24 protein-coding genes are annotated in these 22,560 nt (G+C 73.0%); 16 read left to right on the top strand and 8 right to left on the bottom strand.

All coding sequences use genetic code 11. The features are described from left to right. Nucleotides 1-74 precede the first annotated feature (74 nt). The 10 genes from ACFW6A_RS01210 to ACFW6A_RS01165 all read left to right on the top strand — a co-directional run bounded on the left by ACFW6A_RS01210 (nt 75) and on the right by ACFW6A_RS01165 (nt 10,045). Complete coding sequence (locus ACFW6A_RS01210; RefSeq protein WP_386638106.1) at nt 75-551, top strand: hypothetical protein; 477 nt, start codon at nt 75-77, stop codon at nt 549-551. Beyond that, the gene (locus tag ACFW6A_RS01205) at nt 548-1,057 is read left to right on the top strand and encodes a hypothetical protein (RefSeq protein ID WP_386638104.1); all 510 of its coding nucleotides are present in this window, start codon (nt 548-550) and stop codon (nt 1,055-1,057) included. Before ACFW6A_RS01210 ends, ACFW6A_RS01205 begins: the two co-directional genes overlap by 4 nt. Then, nucleotides 1,054-2,439, top strand: coding sequence for an AAA family ATPase (locus tag ACFW6A_RS01200; protein WP_386638101.1), 1,386 nt, complete (start codon nt 1,054-1,056; stop codon nt 2,437-2,439). The genes ACFW6A_RS01205 and ACFW6A_RS01200 overlap by 4 nt, the downstream gene beginning before the upstream one ends. A 17-nt stretch (nt 2,440-2,456) precedes the next feature. Next, nucleotides 2,457-2,642: a hypothetical protein gene (locus tag ACFW6A_RS01195; RefSeq protein WP_386638098.1), complete on the top strand. Its 186-nt coding sequence runs from the start codon at nt 2,457-2,459 to the stop codon at nt 2,640-2,642. 17 nt (nt 2,643-2,659) lie between these two features. After that, nucleotides 2,660-2,950 (top strand): hypothetical protein, encoded by a 291-nt coding sequence (locus ACFW6A_RS01190; protein ID WP_386638094.1) that lies wholly within the window; start codon nt 2,660-2,662, stop codon nt 2,948-2,950. Next, nucleotides 2,943-6,698, top strand: a complete 3,756-nt coding sequence (locus ACFW6A_RS01185; protein WP_386638091.1) for a hypothetical protein — start codon at nt 2,943-2,945, stop codon at nt 6,696-6,698. The genes ACFW6A_RS01190 and ACFW6A_RS01185 overlap by 8 nt, the downstream gene beginning before the upstream one ends. 30 nt (nt 6,699-6,728) lie before the next feature. Next, on the top strand, nt 6,729-7,538 hold the full coding sequence (locus tag ACFW6A_RS01180; RefSeq protein WP_386638088.1) for a hypothetical protein: 810 nt from the start codon (nt 6,729-6,731) through the stop codon (nt 7,536-7,538). Nucleotides 7,539-7,910: 372 nt separating this feature from the next. After that, a complete protein-coding gene (locus ACFW6A_RS01175; protein WP_386638085.1) occupies nt 7,911-8,633 on the top strand; it encodes a DUF6879 family protein in 723 nt (240 codons plus the stop codon). Next, the gene (locus ACFW6A_RS01170) at nt 8,630-9,463 is read left to right on the top strand and encodes a helix-turn-helix domain-containing protein (protein WP_386638082.1); all 834 of its coding nucleotides are present in this window, start codon (nt 8,630-8,632) and stop codon (nt 9,461-9,463) included. The genes ACFW6A_RS01175 and ACFW6A_RS01170 overlap by 4 nt, the downstream gene beginning before the upstream one ends. Nucleotides 9,464-9,871: 408 nt before the next feature. After that, the gene (locus ACFW6A_RS01165) at nt 9,872-10,045 is read left to right on the top strand and encodes a hypothetical protein (protein ID WP_386638079.1); all 174 of its coding nucleotides are present in this window, start codon (nt 9,872-9,874) and stop codon (nt 10,043-10,045) included. A 438-nt stretch (nt 10,046-10,483) separates the two neighbouring features. On the opposite strand, the gene ACFW6A_RS01160 is transcribed toward ACFW6A_RS01165, so the two are convergent. Genes ACFW6A_RS01160 through ACFW6A_RS01145 form a run of 4 tightly spaced genes read right to left on the bottom strand, consistent with a single transcriptional unit; the run spans nt 10,484 to nt 12,496 of the window. After that, nucleotides 10,484-10,996 carry a hypothetical protein gene (locus tag ACFW6A_RS01160; RefSeq protein WP_386638075.1) on the bottom strand — a complete coding sequence of 171 codons (513 nt, stop codon included), beginning with the start codon at nt 10,994-10,996 and terminating at the stop codon, nt 10,484-10,486. A gap of 20 nt (nt 10,997-11,016) precedes the next feature. Further along, on the bottom strand, nt 11,017-11,874 hold the full coding sequence (locus ACFW6A_RS01155) for a DUF2637 domain-containing protein (protein ID WP_386638072.1): 858 nt from the start codon (nt 11,872-11,874) through the stop codon (nt 11,017-11,019). Further along, nucleotides 11,871-12,236 carry a DUF6907 domain-containing protein gene (locus ACFW6A_RS01150; RefSeq protein WP_386638069.1) on the bottom strand — a complete coding sequence of 122 codons (366 nt, stop codon included), beginning with the start codon at nt 12,234-12,236 and terminating at the stop codon, nt 11,871-11,873. Before ACFW6A_RS01150 ends, ACFW6A_RS01155 begins: the two co-directional genes overlap by 4 nt. Next, nucleotides 12,233-12,496: a hypothetical protein gene (locus tag ACFW6A_RS01145; RefSeq protein ID WP_386638066.1), complete on the bottom strand. Its 264-nt coding sequence runs from the start codon at nt 12,494-12,496 to the stop codon at nt 12,233-12,235. The genes ACFW6A_RS01150 and ACFW6A_RS01145 overlap by 4 nt, the downstream gene beginning before the upstream one ends. Before the next feature lie 198 nt (nt 12,497-12,694). Here ACFW6A_RS01145 and ACFW6A_RS01140 point away from each other — a divergent pair, with 198 nt between their 5' ends. From ACFW6A_RS01140 to ACFW6A_RS01130, 3 genes are all read left to right on the top strand, one after another. Then, the gene (locus ACFW6A_RS01140) at nt 12,695-13,678 is read left to right on the top strand and encodes an ABC transporter ATP-binding protein (protein ID WP_351841073.1); all 984 of its coding nucleotides are present in this window, start codon (nt 12,695-12,697) and stop codon (nt 13,676-13,678) included. Between the two features lie 67 nt (nt 13,679-13,745). Then, complete coding sequence (locus tag ACFW6A_RS01135) at nt 13,746-14,570, top strand: ABC transporter permease (protein WP_386483666.1); 825 nt, start codon at nt 13,746-13,748, stop codon at nt 14,568-14,570. A 34-nt stretch (nt 14,571-14,604) separates the two neighbouring features. Continuing rightward, nucleotides 14,605-15,216 (top strand): DUF2567 domain-containing protein, encoded by a 612-nt coding sequence (locus tag ACFW6A_RS01130; RefSeq protein ID WP_351841075.1) that lies wholly within the window; start codon nt 14,605-14,607, stop codon nt 15,214-15,216. 10 nt (nt 15,217-15,226) lie between these two features. On the opposite strand, the gene ybaK is transcribed toward ACFW6A_RS01130, so the two are convergent. The 4 genes from ybaK to ACFW6A_RS01110 all read right to left on the bottom strand — a co-directional run bounded on the left by ybaK (nt 15,227) and on the right by ACFW6A_RS01110 (nt 19,269). After that, nucleotides 15,227-15,724, bottom strand: a complete 498-nt coding sequence (ybaK, locus tag ACFW6A_RS01125; RefSeq protein WP_351841077.1) for a Cys-tRNA(Pro) deacylase — start codon at nt 15,722-15,724, stop codon at nt 15,227-15,229. 28 nt (nt 15,725-15,752) lie between these two features. Further along, on the bottom strand, nt 15,753-16,490 hold the full coding sequence (locus ACFW6A_RS01120) for an LON peptidase substrate-binding domain-containing protein (RefSeq protein ID WP_351841079.1): 738 nt from the start codon (nt 16,488-16,490) through the stop codon (nt 15,753-15,755). 10 nt (nt 16,491-16,500) lie between these two features. Next, on the bottom strand, nt 16,501-17,547 hold the full coding sequence (locus ACFW6A_RS01115) for a hypothetical protein (RefSeq protein WP_386638063.1): 1,047 nt from the start codon (nt 17,545-17,547) through the stop codon (nt 16,501-16,503). Nucleotides 17,548-17,673: 126 nt separating this feature from the next. After that, entirely contained in the window at nt 17,674-19,269 is a 1,596-nt protein-coding gene (locus tag ACFW6A_RS01110) for an oxidoreductase (protein WP_386638060.1), read from the bottom strand. Nucleotides 19,270-19,486: 217 nt separating this feature from the next. Between ACFW6A_RS01110 and hisD the strand changes: the two genes are divergently transcribed. The 3 genes from hisD to hisB are packed head-to-tail and all read left to right on the top strand — an operon-like array spanning nt 19,487 to nt 22,559. Further along, entirely contained in the window at nt 19,487-20,830 is a 1,344-nt protein-coding gene (hisD, locus tag ACFW6A_RS01105; RefSeq protein WP_351841085.1) for a histidinol dehydrogenase, read from the top strand. Then, nucleotides 20,827-21,969, top strand: coding sequence for a histidinol-phosphate transaminase (locus ACFW6A_RS01100; RefSeq protein WP_386638057.1), 1,143 nt, complete (start codon nt 20,827-20,829; stop codon nt 21,967-21,969). Before hisD ends, ACFW6A_RS01100 begins: the two co-directional genes overlap by 4 nt. Next, on the top strand, nt 21,966-22,559 hold the full coding sequence (gene hisB / locus ACFW6A_RS01095; RefSeq protein WP_030492957.1) for an imidazoleglycerol-phosphate dehydratase HisB: 594 nt from the start codon (nt 21,966-21,968) through the stop codon (nt 22,557-22,559). Before ACFW6A_RS01100 ends, hisB begins: the two co-directional genes overlap by 4 nt. Nucleotide 22,560 lies beyond the last annotated feature (1 nt).

Raw genomic sequence — 22,560 nt, 5'->3', positions numbered from 1 at the left:
CCAACCGTTCGTGAACAGCCGAACGGCGGCGCGGGTCTTGCACACCCGTTGCGCCGCCGCTGAAAGGAGCTTCAATGTCGAAGCGTACGACCCTCCCCCAGGTGACCGCCACCCCGACGGTCCGCCCTGCCCCGGCCGGGCTCACCGATGACGAGAAGATCGGCAAGCTTCGCCAGCTCGTCGCCGAGAACGGTCCCGGGCGCGAGATCTTCACCATCCTGCTCGACCAGATCGACAAGCACGGCAACGTGACGGCCGTCCTCACCGCCGCCGAGAAGCTGCTCAAGCGGGTCATCGCCGAGGAGAGCGAGCCGATCGACCCCGACCGGACGCTGCTCAAGGTCACCGTTCCCGGCACCGACGAGCTGCTGCTCGGCGCCGAGATCTACACCCCCGAGTCCTCGCCCAGCGTGGTGGCGGTCTGGAACCACGCCGGCGGCGCCGTCGACCTGGACGTCGCCGGGACGGACAAGCTCATCAGCGACCTGGAGGAGTTCATCCCGCGGCTGCGGGCGATGCGCGCCTACCTCGCCGCCGAGGCAGCCGAGTGACCACCCGCCCGCAGGACCGCCTCCGCCTGGTCGACGCCGGGCGGGGGCGCCCCCTGCGAGCCGTACCCGAGGGCATCACCCCCGGCGACATCACGGCACTCCGCGCGGAGACGCAGGTGGCCGCCCTCGGTGTTGACACGTGGCCGGCCTACGGCAGCGCCGAGTGGCTGCAGCTCAACCCCAAGGACCCGCGCTGCTACGCGGCCACCTTGGAGGCCGCCGAGCTGCACCGCCGCGCGGAGGCCGAGCGGCTGCGTCTCGACTGGCTCATGGACAACGACCCCGAGGAGTGGTGGCGGGAGGTCACGGCCGACGCCAACGCGCACGCCGCCACCCTCGGCCGCGCACTCGCGGCCCGGCAGACCGCCGCCGAGCGCCGGGCCGCCGCCGACCGGGCTAGCAACCGCACCCCGCACGAGCTCCGCGCCACCCGGGGATGGCCGCCCATCCGCATCCCCGGCCAGCCCGGCCGCTATCTCGTCTTCGGCCAGGAGGCCACCGCGTGACCACCTCGTACAACCCCGAGACCCTGCCGCCCGCCAGCATCCTGGCGGCGGGGCTCTCGGGCCTCCCCGACACAGGTACTGACGGCGTCGACTGGGGCGACCTCGACACCCCCGCGGCGCCTCGCCGCTCGCTCCGCCTCACCCGCGCATCGGACATCGAGCCCGAGCCCGTCGTGTGGGCGTGGCTCGACGACAGCGAGGGCCGAGTACCCGCAGGTGCCCTATCCGTTGCTGCCGGTCGCGAGGGCACGGGCAAGTCGTCGTTCGGCAAGTGGATGGCTGCACACGTAACCCGCGGCACCCTGCCCGGCGCGTTCTACGGGAAGCCCCGGGCCGTCTTCTACGTGGCCGTCGAGGACTCGTGGAAGCAGACGATCGTCCCCCGCCTCATCGGCGCCGGCGCCGACCTTGACCTCGTCTACCGGGTTGAGGCCGTCGAGGCCGAGTACGGCGAGACGACCCTCAGCCTCCCGCAGGACAACTCCCTCATGGAGGCCGCCATCAAGGAGCACGGCGTGGCGCTGGTCGTCCTCGACCCGCTCATGTCGTGCATCGGCAAGGGCATCGACACCCACCGCGAACGCGACGTGCGGACCGCGCTCGACCCCCTCGCCCGCATGGCCGACCGAACCGGCGCCGTCCTCCTCGGCATCGCCCACTTCGGCAAGGGCGCGGGCACCGACCCCGCCTCGCTCATCACCGGATCCGGCGCCTTCAAGAACGTGCCCCGAGCGGTGTTCGGATTCGCCCGCGACGACGACAACGAATGCCGCGTCATGACCCAGGCGAAGAACAGCCTGGGCCGGTCCGACCTCCCGTCGCTCGCCTACAACATCGAGTCCGCCGAGGTCCCCACGAAGAAGGGCCCGGCCCACGTCGGCCGGTTCGTCTTCCTCGGCCAGTCCACCCGCAGCGTGCAGGACATCCTCGCGCAAGGCAGCGACCCCGACCGCGGCGAACGGGACGAAGCCGCCGACTGGCTGCGCGGCTACCTCATGGACCAGGGCGGCGAAGCGCCGTGGAACGACGTGAAGAAGGCCGGCGTCGCGGACGGCTTCTCTGAGCGGACCCTGCAGCGGGCACGGACCAAGGCCGGTGTCGTCTCTGCCCGAGCAGGGTTCGGGAAGGGCGCCATCTGGCGAATCGAGGAACTCACCGCCGACACGGAGAGTGAAGCCGATTCCGCATCCGCGCCACAGTCGCGCCATTCGCGCCAATCCTCAAGCCCTGGCGCCAATGGCGCCAATGGTGGCGCGGATGGGCTCCCGCCCCCCGCCCCGTCACAGACCGTGACCCCCGAATCCGAGGCGTGCACCGTCTGCCAGACCCCCCTCGACCCCGTGCACGCCGCTACCGGCGAGACCACACACCCCGGCTGCTGACACCCGAAGGAACCCCCATGAACACATCCACGTCGGCCGTCGAGCAGGCCGTGCAGGCCCGCATCGCGGCCGCCCGCTGGCGGGCCGAGAACGAGCGGAAGCGCCGCGCCGAGTTCGCCGCCGCCCGCCGCCACGGCATCCCCCGCCGCCACGCCCAGAAGCTCCGGCACCTCGCCAACCGCAAGACCTACCCCGGTCGCTGAACACCTCAGGAGAACCGATGGACACCCACGAACTGGCAACTCTGCCGGACACCTTCCGGACCGCCACCGCCTACCTGACCGCCGCTTTCAACGTCGCCGACGACCAGACCGAAGCGCCGATCGTTAACGCCCTGGCCGCCGAACTCGCCGCCCGCCCGCCGGAAGAACTGGTCATGGTCTTCGCCGCCATGACAAGTGCCCTTGTCTGCGATGTCGCCGCAGCGCACGGCGAGGAACGAGCAGTCACGTGGCGGCGTCACACCGCCGGCTACGCCGTCGTGTTGGACGGAGGCGGTATCGATGGCTGAGCGGCTGACCTTCACCCTCGAAGGCCGCGACGATCTGAGCCGCGTCCTCGGTCACGCCGGGGAGTCGGCGGAGCGTCTGCGGGCCACGATGACGGACGCGGCCGACGGGTCCGGGCAGGCGATCCTTACCCTGACCCAGGACGCCGACGGTCAGCTTCGTGACCTGGAGGGGCGCTTCGTCTCCGCAGCAGACGCGGCTGCTCTGCTGGGCACCCAGGCCGAGGAGTCGTCCCGGTCGATGACCACCTGGGCGGACGCCGCAGAGTCCGCCGGCAGGGCCGGCGACGCCCTCAAGAAGGCACTCGTCACCCTCGCCCCCGCCGCCCTCCCCGCAGCGGCCGCGCTGGCCCCTCTCGCCGCCTCCACGGCCGCCGCCGGGGTCGGCATCGCCGCGCTTGGGCTCGCCGCCGGCCGGCAGGTCGCGGCGATGTCCTCCGCTGCGGAGGCGGAGAAGAAGTACAACGACGCCGTCGAGACCTCGGGCAAGAACTCCGCCGAGGCAGTCAAGGCACAGCTGGCCTACGCCCGGCAGATGGCCCAGCTGCCCCCGGCGACGCGCGAGGCTGCCGCGGCGCTCAGCGTGTTCAAGGACTCCTATGCCGACTGGTCGGACTCCCTCGCGAAGGACACCACGGCGCCGCTGATCAAGGGCATGGGCGTCCTCCAGGGCATCTTCCCGAAGCTGACGCCGACCGTGCGGGGTACGGCCGAGCAGCTGGACCGGCTGATGACCCTGGCGGCCGGCGGGGTCGCCTCGCCCGGCTTCGATGGGTTCATGGCCAAGGTCGACCGGTGGTCGACGGGTGCTCTGACCCGGGCGACTGATGGCCTGGTGAAGCTGTTGCGTACGGCTGAGACCGGTGAGATGTCCGGTGGACTCACCGAGTTCATGGCGTGGGCTCGCGAGCAGGGTCCTGCCGTCTCCGCGACGCTGCAGGATGTTGGCCGCGCGCTGCTGCACCTCCTCGACGCGGGCGCCGAGGTCGGCGTCGGGATGCTGTCGGTGGTGCAGGCGCTCGCGCAGCTCGTCGCCGCGGTACCCCCCGAACTCCTCACCTCGCTGCTGCAGCTGGCCATCGCGATCCGGGCCGTCACCCTCGCCGCCGCCGGCGCGGCCGCCATCCGCGCAGCCATCGCCGCCCTCGGTACGTCCCTCGTCGCCATGCGGACCGCCGCAGCCGCCGCCCCCGGGCCGCTCGCCGCCACCGGCGCCGCCATCATGACCCTGTCGCGGACGGCGAAGCTCGCGCTCGTCGGGACCGGCATCGGTGTCCTGGCGCTGGTGATCGGTGAGATCGCGGCGGCTGGCGAGGAAGCGCCGATCGACGTCGACAAGATGACGACCGCCCTCGCCGAACTCGGGCAGACCGGAGAACTCACCGGCACCGCCCTCGCGGAGTTCGGGCAGGACTTCAGCGAGCTGGGCAAGACGATCGGCGAAGTGCTCAACCCGAGCGTCATGGAAGGCTTCGACAACTGGCTGCACGGCCTGTCCAGCAGCCTGTTCGACGCAGGTGTGGCCACGGAGAAGTTCAACGCCCAGGCCGACGCCGCCGACAAGGCCCTCGCGCAGATGGTGGCAGGCGGAAAGGCCGACCTGGCCGCCGCCGCACTCCAGCGGATGCTCGACAGCATGGAGCCGGAGAAGGCCGACAAACTCCGATCCGCGCTCGACGACTACGACGGCGCCCTCGCCAACGTCCGCTTCGAGCAGGAGCTGACCGCCGAGAGCATGGGCATCTTCGGCGCCCAGGCGCAGGAGACGCAGAAGAAGCTCGAAGGCCAGAAGCTCGCCGCTGACGGCCTGCGCCAGTCCCTCCATGCCCTCAATGAGACGCACCTCATGGCGCGTGGCGGGGTCCGCGGCATGGAGGCCGCGATCGACGCGGCAACCGAGGCACTGAAGAAGAACGGCCGGACCCTCGACGAGGACACCGCCAAGGGGCGCGACAACGCCCAGTCGCTCGACGACCTGGCCAGCACCACCATGAAGGCCGTCGAAGCCAAGTACCAGGAGACCGGCTCCTGGTCGGAAGCGATGGCCGTCTACGACCGTGGCCGCGGGCAGCTGATCGCTCTGGCCACCCAGATGAACGGCAACGAGGAAGCTGCCCGCCGGCTCGCCGACGAGATCCTGCGGGCGCCGAACAAGACGGCCCACCTGAAGGGGAACATCAGCGACCTCGAAGCGAAGCTGGCCGCTGCCAAGGAGAAGCTGAAGAACGTCCCCGACCCGAAGAAGGCGCAGGTCCGGGCCGACATCTCCAACCTGGAGCGGCAGCTCAACACGGCCCGGACGAAGCTCGACAACCTCGACGGGAAGACGGCCGTCACCTACGTGACCACCGTGTACTCGTCGGACCGGGTCGTGTCCCCGACCGGCTCGGGCCCGGGCGGCTTCCCGAAGTACGCCCGCGGTACCAGCTCTGCCGAATCCGGGTGGGCGCTGGTCGGTGAGGAGGGCCCCGAGCTCGTCAGGATGAAGGGCGGCGAGCAGGTCTTCGACCACCTGACGTCGCGGAAGATGGCCGCCTCGATGGCCGACTACCCGGGTCTGTCGCTCGGGCGGCAGGTCGGGGCGGGTCTGTCGACCGGCATGCTGCAGTCGACGATCGGGGTGGAGGCCGCGGCCCGGCAGATGGCTGCCGGTGTGGAGGCTGGTGTCCGGGCGGAGCTGCAGATCGCGTCGCCGTCGCGGAAGATGCAGGACTTGATGAAGGACGTCAAGGCCGGTCTCGTCCGTGGGCTGACGGGGTCGAAGTCGGAGATCAAGGCTGCGGCCCGGGAGCTGGCGGATTCCATCTGGGCGGCGTTCGACGGAAAGAAGACCGACCAGGACAAGACGCTGGTCCGGCTGGTCAGCGAGACGAACGACAGGCTCCAGCGGCTGGCCACGAAGCGGGACTCGTTGAAGCGGCAGCTGGCCAGCGCGCAGGAGTTGCTGGAGACGCGGGTCGCGGCGCGGGATCAGCTGCGTGCGAGTGCCCGGTCGGCGGCTCAGGGTGCGTCGTCGCTGTCGTCGCTCGGGCTGGAGCCGAAGGAGGTGACGACCAGCTCCATCAAGGTGGGGCTCCAGCAGAAGCTCGCGAAGCTCCGCCAGTTCCGGCGGTACGTCGAGGCCCTGGCCAAGCGCGGTCTCAACCGGAACCTGATGCGGCAGATCCTGCTGATGGGCCCGGACGAGGGCTACGCCTACGCCTCGGCGCTGGCCGGCATGTCGACCGCCGACTTCAAGGAGGTCAACCAGCTCCAGACGCAGATCGACACGGAGGCCGACAAGGTCGGCAAGGCCGGATCGAACGCGCTGTACGGCGCGGGTGTGGCTGCTGCGGAGGGCCTGGTCAACGGCCTCAAGTCGCAGCAGAAGGCCATCGAGCAGCAGATGGTCACGATCGCCAAGAGCATGGAGACGGCGATCAAGAAGGCCCTCGGGATCCGGAGCCCGAGCCGGGTTGCGCACGGTATCGGTCTGAACTTCGGGCAGGGCCTGTCTGGTGGCACCCGTGCTTCCCTCCCGCTCGTCGGCCGTGCGGTCGATGCGGTCGCCGAGCGGATGGCCGGAATCCGTCCGATGCCCGGGCAGCCGGTCGCCGGCGTCGGCGCCGGGACACCGACAGGCACGGTCATCAACGCCAACATCCACATCGACAACGCCATCGACCCCATCCGCGTCGGTCAGGAACTCCAACGCGTGCTCCTCACCCTCAAGCGGACCAACGGCGGCAGCGCGGGCCTCGGACTCGGCTGACCCGCACACACCACGAAAGGTAGGACCCCCATGACCAACAAGCGCAGGACCAAGCCCGGCCAGTTCGGCGACACGGGAGGCATCGAGTTCCTCGAAGCTGGCAGCCGCAACGCCCAACCCGCCCCCGCCCCCCGCGGAGCGTGCGCCGCCACCTTCGACCGCCCGCACCTCGCCGAGCGGGACGCCCGCATGAAGGCCCCCTGCACCCGCCCTCACGGCCACGTCGGCGCCCACCAGAACGAACGCGGCGTCACCTGGGGCGGCACCCTCACCACCCGCGCCACAACCACCACCACGACGAAGAGGAGCACCCCCATGACCCGCGAGCAGCTCAACAAGCGCATGAAGGAACTCGAAGCCCGCTACATCAAGCCCGCCAAGAGGAGCACCATGTCCGCCCCTGCCCTGCCCACCGGAGCCCTCGCCCGCGCTGAGCACGTCGTCAGCCTGGCCCTCAAGGCGCCCTACGGCGGCTTCCTGCCCAGCCAGATCGCCCGCGGCCTGCGCGACCTGGAGAGCGTCGGCAGCGACCTCCTCAGCCTTGCCGAGCGGACCTGGCCCGGCAACCGATACTGCAGCTACAGCCGGCAGCGGAGCGAGCTGCACCGCTGGGTCGGCGACCTGCGTGCCGCCTTCGCCCCCGGCGCCACCACCCGCACCTTCACCCAGCAGAACCTCACCGACATGGTCGCCGCCGTCCGCGGCATCCTCGAACCCCTCCAGACCGCCGCCCGCCTCCGGGCCCTGGACGTGGCTCGCCTCAACAGCGCCGCGCGCGAGGCCGAGAACCCGACGCCGCCGCCGGCCCGACACCCCTGGGACACCGGCACCGCAGCCTGACCCAGCCGCCCCACCGAGGCCCGGCCACTCCACGTGGCCGGGCCTTACCCATGCCCAGGATCACAACCAGTCACCTCACGCGGTGCGACGACAAGCCGAACGGGGCTGCAGCGCACCGTCAGACACACCCCGAGACCGCCGACCGAGGGGAGGTGGGTCAAATCTTCAGCGCAGGAGCGGGCGACCCAAAAGCTCTCGTCGCCCGGTTTTTTACACGGGGCCTATCGCTAATCACCCCGACTCAACAGTTCGGGTAAATAGCGACTCTCCGTGACATTACGGAACGTGACAGGGGTGCGTGATCGGCCTGTTGCGACGAGTCACTGAGGGGCTACCGTGCCGAGACCCACCCACCCGACTTGAGGGGGACCCATGACACGGCACCTGCGCAAGGTCGGCACGAACAGCGGTAACAACGGATGCCCGACCCTCTACACCACCGAGGCCGGCGCGTACGTGGTCCAGGGCGACCGCGTCACCGACCCGGCCGAGCTGGCCCAGCTGGACAACCTGACGGCCGACGAGGGCGCCGTTGTCGTCCCGCGCGAGCTGCTCGCCAACTTCGGCCCCAAGGAGCCCGTACACGTGCCCCAGTGGATCGGCTTCGACGAGTTCGACGGCATGTTCACCACCCTGAAGCACTCCGCGTGGCGCCTGGAGACGCGCCGCCGGTACGCGTGGGACGAGCGCCAGGACACCTACCGCCAGTTCGCCGCCGGCGAGGTCGTCGAGTGGGACCTCGATGACCCGTGGTGCCGCGAGCGCCGCGAGCAGACCGCGCTCGGGAAGCGGTTCGAGCGCGTCCGTGTGGTCGACGAGCCCGCCACCCCGGGCCAGCTGTACCTCGCCGACAACGCCCGCCGGAACCGCGCCGTGGGCGAGGACATCCGCACCCTCACCCGCGCCCAGGCGGACGAGCTGAGCCTGCCAGCCGAGGACTTCTGGCTCTTCGACTCCCGCGTCGTCGCCCTCCTCCACTTCGACGAGGATGACGAGATGACCTGCGTCGAGCTCATCACGAACCCCGTGGACGTGCTGCGGTACTGCCAGTTCCGCGAGGCCGCGTGGCACCTCGCGATACCGTCCGAAGGGTGACGACCGACTTCCAGCAGTCCCGTGCCGGCCTCGGCGCGCGGCTCCGCGAACTCCGCGGCCCGGTGTCGGGCCGCGAGTTCGCCGCCCGCCTCGGCTGGACGCAGTCGAAGGTGTCCAAGCTGGAGACCGGCCGCCAGACCGCCACAGCTGCCGACGTCCGCGCCTGGGCCGAGGCCGCCGGCCACCCCGAGGCCGCAGGCGAACTCACTGCCCGCGTGCAGGGCCTGGAGTCCCGAACCCGCTCCTGGCGCCGCCAGCTGGCCGCCGGGCACCGCCCGGTGCAGGACACCCTCACCGTGGAGTACGAGCGCTCCACCCACCTGCGCGCGTGGGAAGGCGCCCTCATCGTCGGCATGCTCCAGACCGCCGACTACGCCCGCGCCGTCTTCACTCGCTACAGCGAGCTGCACCAGTCCGTGCGGGACACGGACGACGCCGTACGGGCCCGCCTGCGCCGTCAGGCGCTCCTCTACGAGCCCGGCAGGGTCTTCGACATCGTCATGTGGGAGGCGGCCCTGTACGCCGCCGTATGCCCGCCCGCCGTCCTCGCCGGGCAACTCGACCGCCTCGCCAGCGTGATCGGCCTGGACACTGTCCGCCTCGGCATCGTCCCCCTCGGCGCCCCGGTCGCCCTGCCGCCCGCAGGCGGGTTCTGGATGTATGACCACCGGCTCGTCATCGTCGAGGACTGGCACGCCGAGATGTGGCTCGACGACGCCGACAGCACCGCCCTGTACGGCCGCGTGTGGGACCGGCTCCAGAACGCTGCTGTGTACGGTGCCTCAGCTCACCGGATCATCGCCCGCGCCCGCGCCGGCCTGGCTGCGTGAGGATCACGGGGAATCCCCGCCGACGCTCCGAGAATCATTGAGAATCACGTGGCGCCGTGATTCTCCGGGCCCCTTACCGTCCCCACCATGGCGACGCGAACCCGCAGGCCACGGGCCTGTAACTACTGCCTGGACCCCGGCGCTGACGCGTGTGTGAGGGTGCAGCCGCCCGAGCATGGCGGGGCCCACGTCTTCGCCCACCGTGGCTGTGCCGCAGCCCGGAGCGTGCGGCCGCTGTACGTGTTCGTCGACGAGCAGACCGCGAGGGCGCGATGAGCGGCCGGGTACTGCGGCCGGACTGCCAGTTCGGAGAGTGCTCGTGGTGCCGGATCGGCGAGGTCGTCGTCGAGGGCATCGTGATCGTGAAGGCCCGCCGCTGTGACTGCCCCTGCCACAAGGAGAAGCCTGATGAAGCACTGTCACCGTTGCAGCCAGCCGATCATCGGCGAGGCTGAGGAGGTGATCCCGGACTCCGCGTCCGGGGCCCGGCCCACCCTGTGGCGACACCTGACGCTCGCGGAGTGCGAGCAGGCGCAGATGGCCGACCGAGGGACTCACTTCCGCAGCTGCCTCCGTCCCTGAACTCCTGCCCGCGGGCGGCGCCGACCGCCTGCGGGCAGCAGACAGCCCCCGAGAACGTCTATGCGTCCGTTCTCGGGGGTCGTGGGTGTGGTCTGTCAGTGGTCTAAGAGTCGACCCGCACCGTCACCCGCTTTGGGTGGATGGTGCATCTAACCCCTTCCGGGCTCCACTCGACTCGGTCGACTTCTTCGGTCTCATCTGCGTAAACGTCGCCGAGAGGGGGCTCAGGGGGCGGTGGGGGAGTGGCGGACGAATCGGACACCGGTCGGCTGACCGTCCACCACAGGGCCCCCGCACCCGCACCCCACAGGGCGAGCAGGCCCGCGGCCGGGGCGGCGGCGACGACCGCCGCGACCGCCCCGCCGCCGAGCACCACCAGGACGCAGCCACCGGCCAGCCGTGACGGCTCCGCGGCCTCTTCCTCGTCCTGGCGGCGACTCACAGCACGACCCCGTACAGCGTCTCCCCAGCCCAGTTCGCGGCCTGCGCGAGGGGGACGGCAGCGAACCCGGCGATACCGGCGCTGGTGCCGAGCCCGAGCCCGGACCAGACGCCCCGCTTCAGGGAGGTCCGCCAGCTCTCCTTCTTCTTCAGGGCCGTGAAGAAGGCGACCGTCAGCAGCAGAACGACGCACGCGCCGGTCGGGGTGAGCGGCAGGTACACCGGGGCCCGGGACACGGTACCGACAGTGCCGTCTACGCCCCACACCAACGCCACGTCCCCGAGCCAGTTGGTGGCCCACAGGGCGGCGTCAAACGCGGCGCCGATGAGGCCGCCGACCGTGAGGACGCCGAGCGCTCCGTACGCCCAGGCGAGGAGGAACGGGGCGAGGCCGGCGGCGTGCTTGGCCGGGTCCTTCTTCAGGGCCTTGACGCCCGGGTACCAGTCGATGAGGTGGCGGATGAGGACGGCCAGGCCGATGGTGACCCCGCCGAGAGTTGCCCAGATCATGAGAGTCCTTCCGAGGGGGTTCAGGCGTTGGCGAGGGCGGCGCGGCGGATCCGTCGGCCGTAGGTGTCGGACTTGCCGAGGCGCTGACCGATGGCGGTTCCGGTCAGTTCCGGATCGTCCGCGAGCCACTTCCGGGCATCGGCCACCTGCCGGTTGAAGGTGGTGTTGCTGGTGTCCTCGGACTCGATGTCCTCGGCCCCGGAACCGGCGGGCGGAACCGGCGGAACCGGGCTCGGTTCCGGGTGCTCCTCGGCCTCCTCCTTGTCGGCCTGGAGCGCAGAAGCGTGCAGGTCGGGGCCGGTTCCGGTGCTGGTTCCGAGGAGTTCCGCCACGGGCACCCACGGGCCGAGGACGGGCAGTGCGGGCACCTGCGGCAGCGGCTCGGCGAACGGCTCCGGAACCACGACGACAGGCGCCGGTTCCGCCTCGGTAGCCACCGGTTCCGGCCGGGCCTCGGCGCGAGCCAGGGCCTGGTGGATCTGCCGCATCAGGGCGCCAAATGCGAGGAGCGCGGCCGTGGGCGGAACCGCGGCGACGACGTAGTCGAGGACCGGAACCGTGGCGGGGTCGCGTGAGCCGGTCACCCCCGCGACGTTCAGGACGATGGAGCCGAGCGACCCGACCGCGGTGAGGGCGATGGCCCAGCCGTCGACCTCCTGCCGCAGCGCGGCCCGGAGCATCAGCAGCTCGCCTGCGACGATGAACAGGTCCAGGGTCGCCGGCCACGCCCAGGCCCGGGCCGGAGCCTGCCCGAGGCCGTGCCCGAGGGCGACCTCGGCGAGGTGGGCGTAGGAGAGCCAGAACGCAGCGGCGGTCAGGGCGATGATGACGAGCCCGGCCGCGACAGCCAGGGCCCGCGAGGGGGTGAGCGTCTTCACCGGCCAGCCTCCTCGTCGCCGAGGCGGGCGAGCTGGTCGGCGAGCTGCCGCAGGTGCATGGCGTGCACGGTGAGCGTGGCCGCCAGGCGCCGGATGCCGTCCGGGTCGAGGGTGGCCGCCCATCCGGTCTGCTCGACGTACAGGCCCGTGCGGCGCCGCTCGGGGTCCGTGGCGTAGGGGTCCTGGCTGAGCATGGCGACGAGGAGGTCGTCGTCGCCGAACGCGAGCCGGTGCTCGGTGCCGGTGTGGGCGAGGTCGACGCGGTGGCACGGGATGTGGTCGGCGTGGCCGGTGCACCACTCCGGCTCGGCGAGACGGACCGTCTCGTGGTCGAGGGTGGGAAGGGAGATGGTCCGCTTCACAGGGCCACCCCCTTCGCGGCGAGCCGCAGCTGTACGGCGTACTCGCCGCGGGTCTGCCTAGCCACCGCCGGCAGCAGGGGGAGGATCGCGCGCTCCGCGTCCTCGGCCGCCTCGGTCGGGCCGTGGAGTTCCTCGGCGACCACGAGGGCCTGTGCGAGGACGAGCGGCTGCGTGACGGGCTTGGTGGGGTGCTTGGCGTCGAGCCGGTCGGCGATGCCGAGCAGCAGCTCGTCCGCACGCAGGACGGTACGGTTCTGCATGGGTCTGGACTCCTTGATGCGAAGGGGTTCGGATCAAGGCCCCGGCCGGTGCTCGAATCACCGGTGCGGGGCCGTCCCGTCTCACACGCGTCTCACAGACGCGGAGCGACGGAAGTCCTCGCAACCCTCTGACCAGGCCGTTTATGTACCGCGGGGACGTATACGGGCCGGAATGGACGGCCTGTAAGCTCTTCCCCCGTGAGTACGGTGTGCGTGGTGCGGGATCTGGTCAAGACGTACCCCGCCACGCGCGGCAGGCGCGGCGCGCCCGCGACCCCCGAGGTGCGGGCCACCGACGGGATCAGCCTCGACGTGCGCGGCGGCGAGGTCTTCGGGCTGCTCGGGCCCAACGGAGCGGGCAAGTCCACCCTGGTCCGCCAGCTGACCGGCCTGATGCGCCCCGACTCCGGGACCGTCGAGCTCCTCGGCCACGACCTCGTCCGCCACCCCGAACGCGCCGCCCGGCTCCTCGCCTACCTCGGCCAGGAGTCCACCGCCCTCGACGAGCTGACCGTCGCCCTCGCCGCCGAGACCACCGGCCGGCTGCGCGGCCTCACCGCCGCCGACGCCCGCGCCGAGCGGGACGCCGTCCTCGACGAGCTGGGCCTCGGCGGGCTGGCCGGACGGCCGCTCAAGAAGCTCTCCGGCGGCCAGCGCCGGCTCGCCTGCTTCGCCACCGCCCTCGTCGGCCACCGGCCCGTCCTCGTCCTCGACGAACCCACCACCGGCATGGACCCGGTCGCCCGCCGGGCCGTCTGGGCCGCCGTCGACCGCCGCCGCGCCGAGCACGGCACCACCGTCCTCCTCGTCACCCACAACGTCATCGAGGCCGAGACCGTCCTCGACCGGGTCGCCGTCCTCGACCGCGGCCGGGTGATCGCCTGCGACACCCCGGCCGGCCTCAAGGAGCGCGTGGCCGACGAGGTCCGCGTCGAACTGCTGTGGCGCGAATCCGCCCCTCTCGGCCTGCCCGAGGTCGCCGCCCTGCGCGAGCTGGCCCAGGAGTCCGGCCGCCGCTGGGTCCTCCGGCTCGCCCCCGACGCCGCCCGCGCGGCCGTCGCCGCGGTCACCGGAGGCGCCGCCTTCGCAGCCCTCGACGACTTCACCCTCGCCACGCCCAGCCTGGAGGACGTCTACCTCGCCCTCGGCGGCGCCGCCCGCGAAGGACTGGTGAAGGCATGAGCCCCGCCCCCCGCACCACCGGCGCGACCCCCCACGTACCGCACGCCACCCCCAGGAGCTGTCCGCGTTGAGCACCCTGCCCGCCGAGGCCCTGCCGGCCGGCGTGCCGGCCGCCCGGGTCCGGGACGCCGAGGAGGCCGCGCCCCTCGCCCCGACCGCCCGGCTGCTGCCCTCCCTCGCCGCCGTCTACAAGGCGCAGCTCAGCCGGGCCCGGGTGGCCCGCATCCCGCTGCTCTTCGTCGCCACCTTCCAGTCCGTCGGGATCATGATCCTGATGCGCGGGGTCGTCGACGGCGGCTCCGAGGCCCGCGCGGTCGTCGCCGGCTCCACCGTCCTCGTCGTCGCCTTCGTCGCCCTCAACCTGCTCGCCCAGTACTTCGGACAGCTCAGGGCCGGCGGCGGCCTCGACCACTACGCCACCCTGCCGGTGCCGCCCGCCGCCGTGGTGCTCGGCGCCGCCGGCGCGTACGCCTCCTTCACCGTCCCCGGCACGCTCGTCACCGCCGTCACCGGCGCCGTCCTCTTCGGCCTGCCGCTCGGCCACCTGTGGCTGCTCGCCGCCGTCGTCCCGCTCTCCGGAGCCGCCCTCGCCGGGCTCGGCGCCGCCCTCGGGCTGCTCGCCCCCCGCCAGGAGCTGGCCACCCTCCTCGGCCAGCTCGGCATGTCCGCCGCGCTGCTCCTGGGCGTGCTCCCCGGCGAGCGGATGCCGCAGCCGATCGGCTGGGCGCGGGACCTGCTGCCCTCCACGTACGGCGTCGAGGCCCTGGCCCGGGCCTTCGACCCGCACCCCGACTGGGCGGCCGTCGTCCTCGACCTGGGGGTCTGCGGCGCCGTCGGCGTCCTGTCGCTGGCCGTCGCCACCTGGGCGTACCGCAGGGCCGCGGTCCGCTGAGGCGGGCCACAGGCACACCTGGCACGATGGCGGGGTGACCGCACCCCTGACGCCTTCCCAGCAGCCGCCGCACGATCCGTCGTGGCCCCCGCCGCCCCCGCCGCACCAGGGACCGGCCGGCGACCCGATCACCGCGGCCGAGGTCGTCCAGGGCCTCGTGGTGACGGCCGCCTCCGCGGTCGCCGGAGCCGTGCTCGGCGCGCTGTGGGTGTGGCTGGCGCCCACGGTCCAGCTGATCTCCGACGGCAAGGGCGTCTACCTGCGGAACTCCGAGGGGGAGGCCGCGATCGGCGCCGACGGCACCTTCGTCCTCCTCGCCCTCGCCTTCGGCGCGGTCGCCGGACTCGTGGTCTTCCTGGTCCGGCGCAGGGGCGGCGTGCCGCTCGTCCTCGGCCTCGCGGCCGGCGGCGTGCTCGGCTCGCTCCTCGCCTGGTGGCTGGGGACGAAGCTGGGGCCGACCTCCGACGTGGTCGCCCACGCCAAGGCCGTCGGCCCCGAGGTCGTCTTCGACGCCCCGCTGAAGCTCCAGATGGGCGCCGCGGCGATGCTGGCCTGGCCGCTCGCCGCCATGGTCGTCCACCTGCTCCTGACCGGGCTCTTCGGCCCCCGTGACCCGGAGCCGGGCTGGGACCTCCGAAAGGGCTGACCCGCCGGGGTCAGCCGCGGCCGATCGGGGCCAGCACCGCCGCGGTGAGCGCCGCCAGGTCGGCGGGGGAGAGCTCGACCTCCAGGCCCCGCCGGCCCGCCGAGACGCAGATCGTGGCGTGCGCGGACGCCGAGGAGTCCAGCACCGTGCGCAGCCGCTTGCGCTGGCCCAGCGGCGAGATCCCGCCCCGGACGTAGCCGGTCGTCCGCTCCGCCGCCGCCGGGTCCGCCATCGCCGCCCGCTTGCCGCCCACCGCCGACGCCAGCGCCTTCAGGTCCAGCTGGCCGGCGACCGGCACCACCGCCACCGTCAGCTCCCCGTCGACGTCCGCCACCAGCGTCTTGAACACCCGGTCGGGCGTGACGCCCAGCGCCTCCGCCGCCTCCTCGCCGTACGACGGGGTCGCCGGGTCGTGCTCGTAGGCGTGCAGGGTGTACGCCGTGCCGGCCGCCGCCAGGGCCACCGTCGCCGGAGTGCCGCCGCCGTTCTTCTGCTTCTTCTTCGCCACGGGGGGCTTCCTCGGTTCCCTCGGTCCGTCAGTTCGGGTGGGTCGGCGCCTGGGTCAGCTCCACCGCCGGCAGCGACGGCAGGTGCCGCAGCACCGCCGTCTCCGTGCGCAGCAGCGCCAGCTCCGCGCGCAGCCGGGCCGTCGTGTCCGGGGCCTCCAGGAGCCGCTGCTTCGTCGGCACGTCCACCTGGGCCGCCGCGGCGACCAGGTACGACACCACCGAGGGGTCGTCGGGCAGCTCCGTGGTCGTCAGCGACCGCTCCCGCGCCCCCGCCAGCCGCTTCTGGTAGGCGCGGAAGGCACGCAGCACGCCCTCCGCCAGCGCCTCCGCCTCGTCGCCCGGCTTCTCCGGCAGCTCCTCGGTCTCGGCCGTCAGGAACGGGCCGCCCGCGTCCACGGAGAGCAGCCGCACCCGCGTGGTGCCGGTGACCATCACCTCGTACGAGCCGTCCCCCCGCTGCCGGATGCTCGCCGCGTCCGCGACGCACGCCACCGGGTGGAAGCTCTGGAGCGGGTCCGGTCCGAAGCCCGCCGCCGGGCCCTTCTCGGGCAGCGCCGTCGGGTCCGGCATCCCGGGCGCGGTCGGGGCGACCTCGTGCCCGTCCCGGATCGCGACCACGGCGAAGCGCCGCGGCTCGGAGTCGTCGATGTCGAGCAGCGCGCGCATCATGGCGCGATACCGCTCCTCGAAGACGTTGAGAGGCAGCACGAGGCCCGGGAACAGCACCGCGTTGAGCGGGAAGAGGGGCAGGCGAGCGGTGGTCACAGCGGCCAGCCTAACGGCCGCGCGGACCGCTCCGTCCGGGGATTCCCCGAGCCCGCCCCCACAGCGCGGTCCGGCCCGCCACCTCCGCCCGGGTCCGGTCCCGGGTGGCCAGGAACCGACGGAGCGGATCGTGCCCGCCGACGCCCCACGGGAAGGAGGTGGCGTACGGCCCCGTGCGGCCGAACTCGGCCAGCGCCTCCTCCCACCGCCCCCGCTCCACCAGCACGTACGCCAGCAGGTTCCGCACCTCGGCCGGCCACGGGTCGCCCGCGGCGAACGCCGCCGACAGCGCCAGGCCCCGGTCCGCCGCCCGGTCGATCCGCCCGCCGTCCGCCGCCGGTCCCGCCGGCCGGTCCCGCCCCGCGCCCGGCAGCGGGCGCAGCCCCTCGTAGGCGGCGCGCACCGGCAGGGCCCGCACCAGCGAGCCGGGCGCCGCGTCGTCGGCCGCCTGCTCCGCGAAGTCGAAGGCCGCCCGCTGCGAGCCGTACCACTGCGCCGACAGGTACTTCAGCGCAGCGACGTGGGAGCCGTAGTGGTGCGGGGAGCGGAGCAGCGCCTGCTCCCACAGGCCCTCGAAGACCGCGTGGCCCGCGTGCGCCCCGCGCGCGTGGTCGAGCGCCAGCCGCCACGGCACCGGGTCGCGCCCCGCGCCCTCCGTGAGCGGCCGCAGCAGCGGGTCCAGCTCGCGCAGCCGCTCCGCCCGGGCCGGCGACTCCCAGGCCCGGCGGACCGCGAGCTGCGCGGTCACCAGCAGGGCGTCGGGGTCTCCCGGCGCGGCCTCCCGCCACCGGTCCAGCCACTCGCCCCGGCTGTACGCGAAGGTGGCGAGCCGGCCCACGTAGCGGTCCCGGTCCTCCCACTCCCCGGCGTCCCGCGTGGTGGCGAGCAGCTTGGCCGCGGGCTCCGGGTCGCCGAGCGCGGCGGCCACCAGGGCGGGCGCGAGCCGCCCGTCCGGGGCGTCGAGCAGCACGTCGTCGTCCGGCGTCAGCCCCGCGGCGAGGCGCGGGGCGTGCCGGGCCGAGCGGGCGGTGCGGACCAGGGCGCGGAAGAAGGACATGGCAGGACGTATCTTCCCACCGGGGGACCCTCCGGGCCCCCGGGGCCGGGCTCCCTTCACCCGGATCTCACCCGGTCTCCCCCGGGCCGACACGCGCCCCGCGCCGCGGGCCCGGGCGGCGGGGCCTCACCCCCTCCGCAGCAGCCGGGTGGCGCCGGCCGCCACCGTGGTGGCCAGGATCCAGCCGAGCAGGATCAGCACCGCCGCCGCCCACTGCCAGCCGCCCTCCAGGCGCCAGTAGCCGTCCTGTCCGAGCGTGATCACCGGCAGCAGCAGGTCCAGGGCGTACAGCGTGCCGTTCCACGCCGGGCCCTCGCCCTCCTTGATCGGCACCGGCTCGTACCGCGAGAAGGCCAGCGTGCCCGCCGCCCACAGCACCGCCATCCACAGCGCCGCCCGGCCCGGCCGGTAGCCGTACGCCACCGTCCAGTCCTGGACGTACCCCCACAGCTTCCCCGCGAGCGGCAGCGTCTCGCGTCTGCGCCGCTGCTTGGCGAGCAGCACCTCCCGGGCGTCCTCGTCCTCCCCGCTGGCGCGGAGCACGGCCGCCAGCCGCTCGTACGGCTCCGGGGCGTACTCCGGCGTCGCCGCCGCCACCCAGGCCAGCCGCAGCGCCAGCGGGAAGTGGCCGTACGGCACCAGGTTCTCGTAGACGAAGCCGCTGATCGCCAGGCCGCCCGGGCCGGGCCAGCTGGTCGACAGGTCGATCAGCGTCACCACCTTCGCGCCGTTCAGCACCACCCGGCCCTCCTCGGGCCGCTCGCCGTTGAACCTCAGCTCCGGGGTGACGATCCGGCGCAGCGACAGCTCCTCCCGGCGCGCCCCGCTCAGCAGGAAGCGGGCGTGGTGCAGGTCCACCGCGTCGCCGAACCGGCCGTCGTCCAGCCGCACCCCGCCGTGGAACTCGGCCGGCTTGCGCCGGGCGTCCCGCACCGGCGCCACGCCGTAGGGCGGGGTCGCCGTGGACGGGGCGCCGCCGTCGTACACCCAGGCCGCGTTGAGGTACAGGGTCCGCTCCACCGTCAGCTGCGGGGCGTTCAGCGCGCGGCGGCCCCGGTCCCCGCGCAGCACGCTGCCCCGCAGGCTGAGCGAGACCCCGACCTTCGCCCCGCGCAGGCTGACCTCGCCGTGCGTCTCGATCAGCTCGGCCTGGAGGTCCTGCGCCACCACCATGCCGTCCGCCGTGACCGCCCGGCCGCGCGCGTCCGGCCACACCCGGATCTGGTTGATCAGCAGGTCCGTCCCGATCTGCGCGTCCGTCAGCCGGATGCCCCGCCGCACCCGGCAGCGCGGCAGGTGCAGGTCGCCCTCCGTGTGCAGCCGGGCCGCCTCCAGGCGGGGGAGCGCGCAGCCGACCATCCGCAGCGTGCCGAAGCGGGCCTCGGGCAGCACCACCTCGTCGTCGAAGCGGCAGTCGTGCAGCTCCACGTAGGGCGCCACGGTCCCGCCGGCCAGGTCCAGCACGCCCGTGATCCGCACCCCGCGCAGCTTCAGCGCGGCCACCCGGCCCGACCGGGCCGGCGGCCCGTCGAGCAGCAGCGCCGCCACCACGTCGGCGCGCACGCTCCGCTCCGGTCCCCACGACACCTCCCCGAACGGGTCGTCCCGCTCCGGCACCCCCTCCGTCAGATCGCAGGTCCTGCCGATCCGGAACGCCTGCCACACGGCCCTCTCCGGGCCCGTGAGACCGTCCGGCATTCCGTCCTCGTGCGGCTCGGTCACTGCCGCCCCCTCGCTCTCCCCGATGCGCTCCCACCACTCCGCTTCCCGGGAGTCGTGGATTCGTACAGTCGTTCTTCCCGCACTGTGACGGGCTGAACGCTAACGGTCAGGAGTGGCGAGGAGACGCCACAGGGACGCGTATCAACGGGTAGCAAGCCACGTATCAGCCAGTGATACGGACGTCCGGGGCCGGAGGGGCGTCTGCGAGAATTGACCTGTGATCTCTCGAATCGATCTGCGCGGCGAGGCCCTCCCCGAGGGTTCCGCCCTGCGCGACCTGCTGCCCCGTGCCGAGTTCGACGTGGAAGCCGCCCTGGAGAAGGTGCGGCCGATCTGCGAGGACGTCCGGCATCATGGCGCGGCCGCGGTGATCGAGTACGGCGAGAAATTCGACGGCGTCCGGCTCCGGGGCCTGCGCGTCCCCGCCGAGACGATCGCCCGCGCCCTGGAGGAGCTCGACCCGGCCGTCCGCGCCGCCCTGGAGGAGTCCATCCGGCGCGCCCGCCTGGTCCACCGCGACCAGCGCCGCACCACCCACACCACCCAGGTCGTGCCCGGCGGCACGGTCACCGAGAAGTGGATCCCCGTCGACCGCGTCGGCCTGTACGTGCCGGGCGGCCGCGCCGTCTACCCGTCCTCCGTCGTCATGAACGTCGTCCCGGCCCAGGAGGCCGGGGTCCGGGGCATCGCCGTCTCCTCCCCGCCGCAGCGCGAGTTCGACGGCCTGCCGCACCCGACGATCCTGGCCGCCTGCGCCCTCCTCGGCGTCGACGAGGTGTACGCCGCCGGCGGCGCCCAGGCCATCGCCATGTTCGCGTACGGCACGCAGGCCATCGGCGACGAGCCCGGCTGCGCCCCCGTCGACCTGGTCACCGGCCCCGGCAACATCTACGTCGCCGCCGCCAAGCGCCTCCTCAAGGGCCGCATCGGCATCGACGCCGAGGCGGGCCCCACCGAGATCGCGGTCCTCGCCGACGCCACCGCCGACCCCGTGCACGTGGCCGCCGACCTCATCAGCCAGGCCGAGCACGACCCGATGGCCGCCTCCGTCCTCGTCACCGACTCGGACGAGCTGGCCACCGCCGTCGAGGCCGAGCTGAAGGCCCAGGTCGCCGTCGCCCGGCACGTCGACGACCGGATCGCCCCGGCCCTGGCCGGCAAGCAGTCCGCGATCGTCCTCGTCACCGACCTGGAGGACGGCCTCAAGGTCGTCGACGCCTACGGCGCCGAGCACCTGGAGATCCAGACCGCCGACGCCGCCGCCCGCGCCGACCGGGTCCGCAACGCGGGCGCGATCTTCGTCGGCCCCTGGGCGCCGGTCTCCCTCGGCGACTACTGCGCCGGCTCCAACCACGTGCTGCCCACCGGCGGCTGCGCCTGCCACTCCTCGGGCCTCTCCGTGCAGTCCTTCCTGCGCGGGGTGCACATCGTGGACTACACGCGCGACGCGCTCGCCGACGTGGCCCACCACGTGGTCACCCTCGCCGAGGCCGAGGACCTCCCGGCCCACGGCGCCGCGATCAAGGCCAGGTTCGGCTGGAAGGTGCCCGAGAGCAAGTGAGCGACCCCCGCGACACCCACGACGTCATCGGCATCGACGACCTGCCGATCCGCGAGGAGCTGAAGGGCCAGTCGCCCTACGGCGCCCCCCAGCTCGACGTGCCCGTCCAGCTGAACACCAACGAGAACCCCTACCCGCTGCCCGAGCCCCTGGTGGCCCGGATCGCGGAGCGGGTCGCCGAGGCCGCCCGCGGCCTCAACCGCTACCCCGACCGGGACGCGGTGGAGCTCCGCACCGAGCTGGCCCGCTACCTCACCCGCACCGGGAAGCACCCCGTCTCCACCCGGAACGTGTGGGCCGCCAACGGCTCCAACGAGGTCCTCCAGCAGCTGCTCCAGACCTTCGGCGGCCCGGGCCGCACCGCGATCGGCTTCGAGCCCTCGTACTCGATGCACGCCCTGATCGCCCGCGGCACCGGCACCGGCTGGATCTCCGGCCCGCGCAACGAGGACTTCACCATCGACGTCGAGGCAGCCGAGGCGGCGATCGCCGAGCACGCGCCCGACGTCGTCTTCGTCACCTCGCCCAACAACCCCACCGGCACCGCCGTCGAGGCCGAGGTCGTGGCGCGGCTGTACGACGCCGCCCAGGCCGCCGGGCCCTCGCTGGTCGTGGTGGACGAGGCGTACGTGGAGTTCAGCCACCGGGACTCGCTGCTGCCCCTCCTGGAGGGCCGGCCGCACCTGGTGGTCTCCCGGACCATGTCCAAGGCCTTCGGCGCCGCCGGACTCCGCCTCGGCTACCTCGCCGCCCACCCGGCCGTGGTCGACGCCGTGCAGCTGGTCCGGCTGCCGTACCACCTCTCCGCCGTCACCCAGGCCACCGCCCTCGCCGCCCTGGAGCACACCGACACCCTCCTCGGGTACGTCGAACAGCTCAAGGCCGAGCGCGACCGCCTCGTCGCCGAACTGCGGGCCATCGGCTACGAGGTCACCGAGTCCGACGCCAACTTCGTCCAGTTCGGCCGCTTCGACGGAGCCGAGGGCTCCCACGCGGCCTGGCGGAAGATCCTCGACCGGGGCGTCCTGGTCCGGGACAACGGCGTACCCGGCTGGCTGCGGGTCACCGCCGGCACCCCCGAAGAGAACGACGCGTTCCTCGACGCGGTTCGTGAGCTGAAGAAGGAGCAGAACGCATGAGCCGCGTAGGCCGCGTGGAGCGCACCACCAAGGAGACGTCCGTCGTCGTCGAGATCGACCTCGACGGCACCGGGAAGGTCGACGTGTCGACCGGGGTCGGCTTCTACGACCACATGCTGGACCAGCTGGGCCGCCACGGTCTGTTCGACCTGACCGTGAAGACCGACGGCGACCTCCACATCGACTCGCACCACACCATCGAGGACACCGCCCTCGCGCTGGGCGCCGCCTTCAAGCAGGCCCTCGGCGACAAGGTCGGCATCTACCGCTTCGGCAACTGCACGGTCCCGCTGGACGAGTCCCTCGCCCAGGTCACCGTCGACCTCTCCGGCCGCCCCTACCTGGTGCACACCGAGCCCGAGAACATGGCGCCGATGATCGGCTCCTACGACACCACCATGACGCGGCACATCCTGGAGTCCTTCGTGGCCCAGGCGCAGATCGCGCTGCACGTCCACGTGCCGTACGGGCGCAACGCCCACCACATCGTGGAGTGCCAGTTCAAGGCGCTCGCCCGCGCCCTGCGCTACGCCTCCGAACGCGACCCCCGCGCCGCCGGCATCCTCCCCTCCACGAAGGGCGCGCTGTAAC

Source organism: Streptomyces sp. NPDC058758 (assembly GCF_042746075.1).
In the GTDB taxonomy this organism is placed as follows: Bacteria; Actinomycetota; Actinomycetes; order Streptomycetales; family Streptomycetaceae; genus Streptomyces.
The sequence above is the reverse complement of the archived record's forward strand: the minus strand, read 5'-3'. Positions and strand labels throughout refer to the sequence as shown.

What these genes read in the sequence shown, in the direction of transcription:
- ACFW6A_RS01210 (WP_386638106.1), top strand. Translation starts at nt 75, where the DNA reads ATGTCGAAGCGTACGACCCTCCCCCAGGTGACCGCCACCCCGACGGTC.
- ACFW6A_RS01195 (WP_386638098.1), top strand. Translation starts at nt 2,457, where the DNA reads ATGAACACATCCACGTCGGCCGTCGAGCAGGCCGTGCAGGCCCGCATC.
- ACFW6A_RS01190 (WP_386638094.1), top strand. Translation starts at nt 2,660, where the DNA reads ATGGACACCCACGAACTGGCAACTCTGCCGGACACCTTCCGGACCGCC.
- ACFW6A_RS01185 (WP_386638091.1), top strand. Translation starts at nt 2,943, where the DNA reads ATGGCTGAGCGGCTGACCTTCACCCTCGAAGGCCGCGACGATCTGAGC.
- ACFW6A_RS01180 (WP_386638088.1), top strand. Translation starts at nt 6,729, where the DNA reads ATGACCAACAAGCGCAGGACCAAGCCCGGCCAGTTCGGCGACACGGGA.
- ACFW6A_RS01175 (WP_386638085.1), top strand. Translation starts at nt 7,911, where the DNA reads ATGACACGGCACCTGCGCAAGGTCGGCACGAACAGCGGTAACAACGGA.
- ACFW6A_RS01165 (WP_386638079.1), top strand. Translation starts at nt 9,872, where the DNA reads ATGAAGCACTGTCACCGTTGCAGCCAGCCGATCATCGGCGAGGCTGAG.
- ACFW6A_RS01160 (WP_386638075.1), bottom strand. Translation starts at nt 10,996, where the DNA reads ATGATCTGGGCAACTCTCGGCGGGGTCACCATCGGCCTGGCCGTCCTC.
- ACFW6A_RS01145 (WP_386638066.1), bottom strand. Translation starts at nt 12,496, where the DNA reads ATGCAGAACCGTACCGTCCTGCGTGCGGACGAGCTGCTGCTCGGCATC.
- ACFW6A_RS01115 (WP_386638063.1), bottom strand. Translation starts at nt 17,547, where the DNA reads ATGTCCTTCTTCCGCGCCCTGGTCCGCACCGCCCGCTCGGCCCGGCAC.
- hisB (WP_030492957.1), top strand. Translation starts at nt 21,966, where the DNA reads ATGAGCCGCGTAGGCCGCGTGGAGCGCACCACCAAGGAGACGTCCGTC.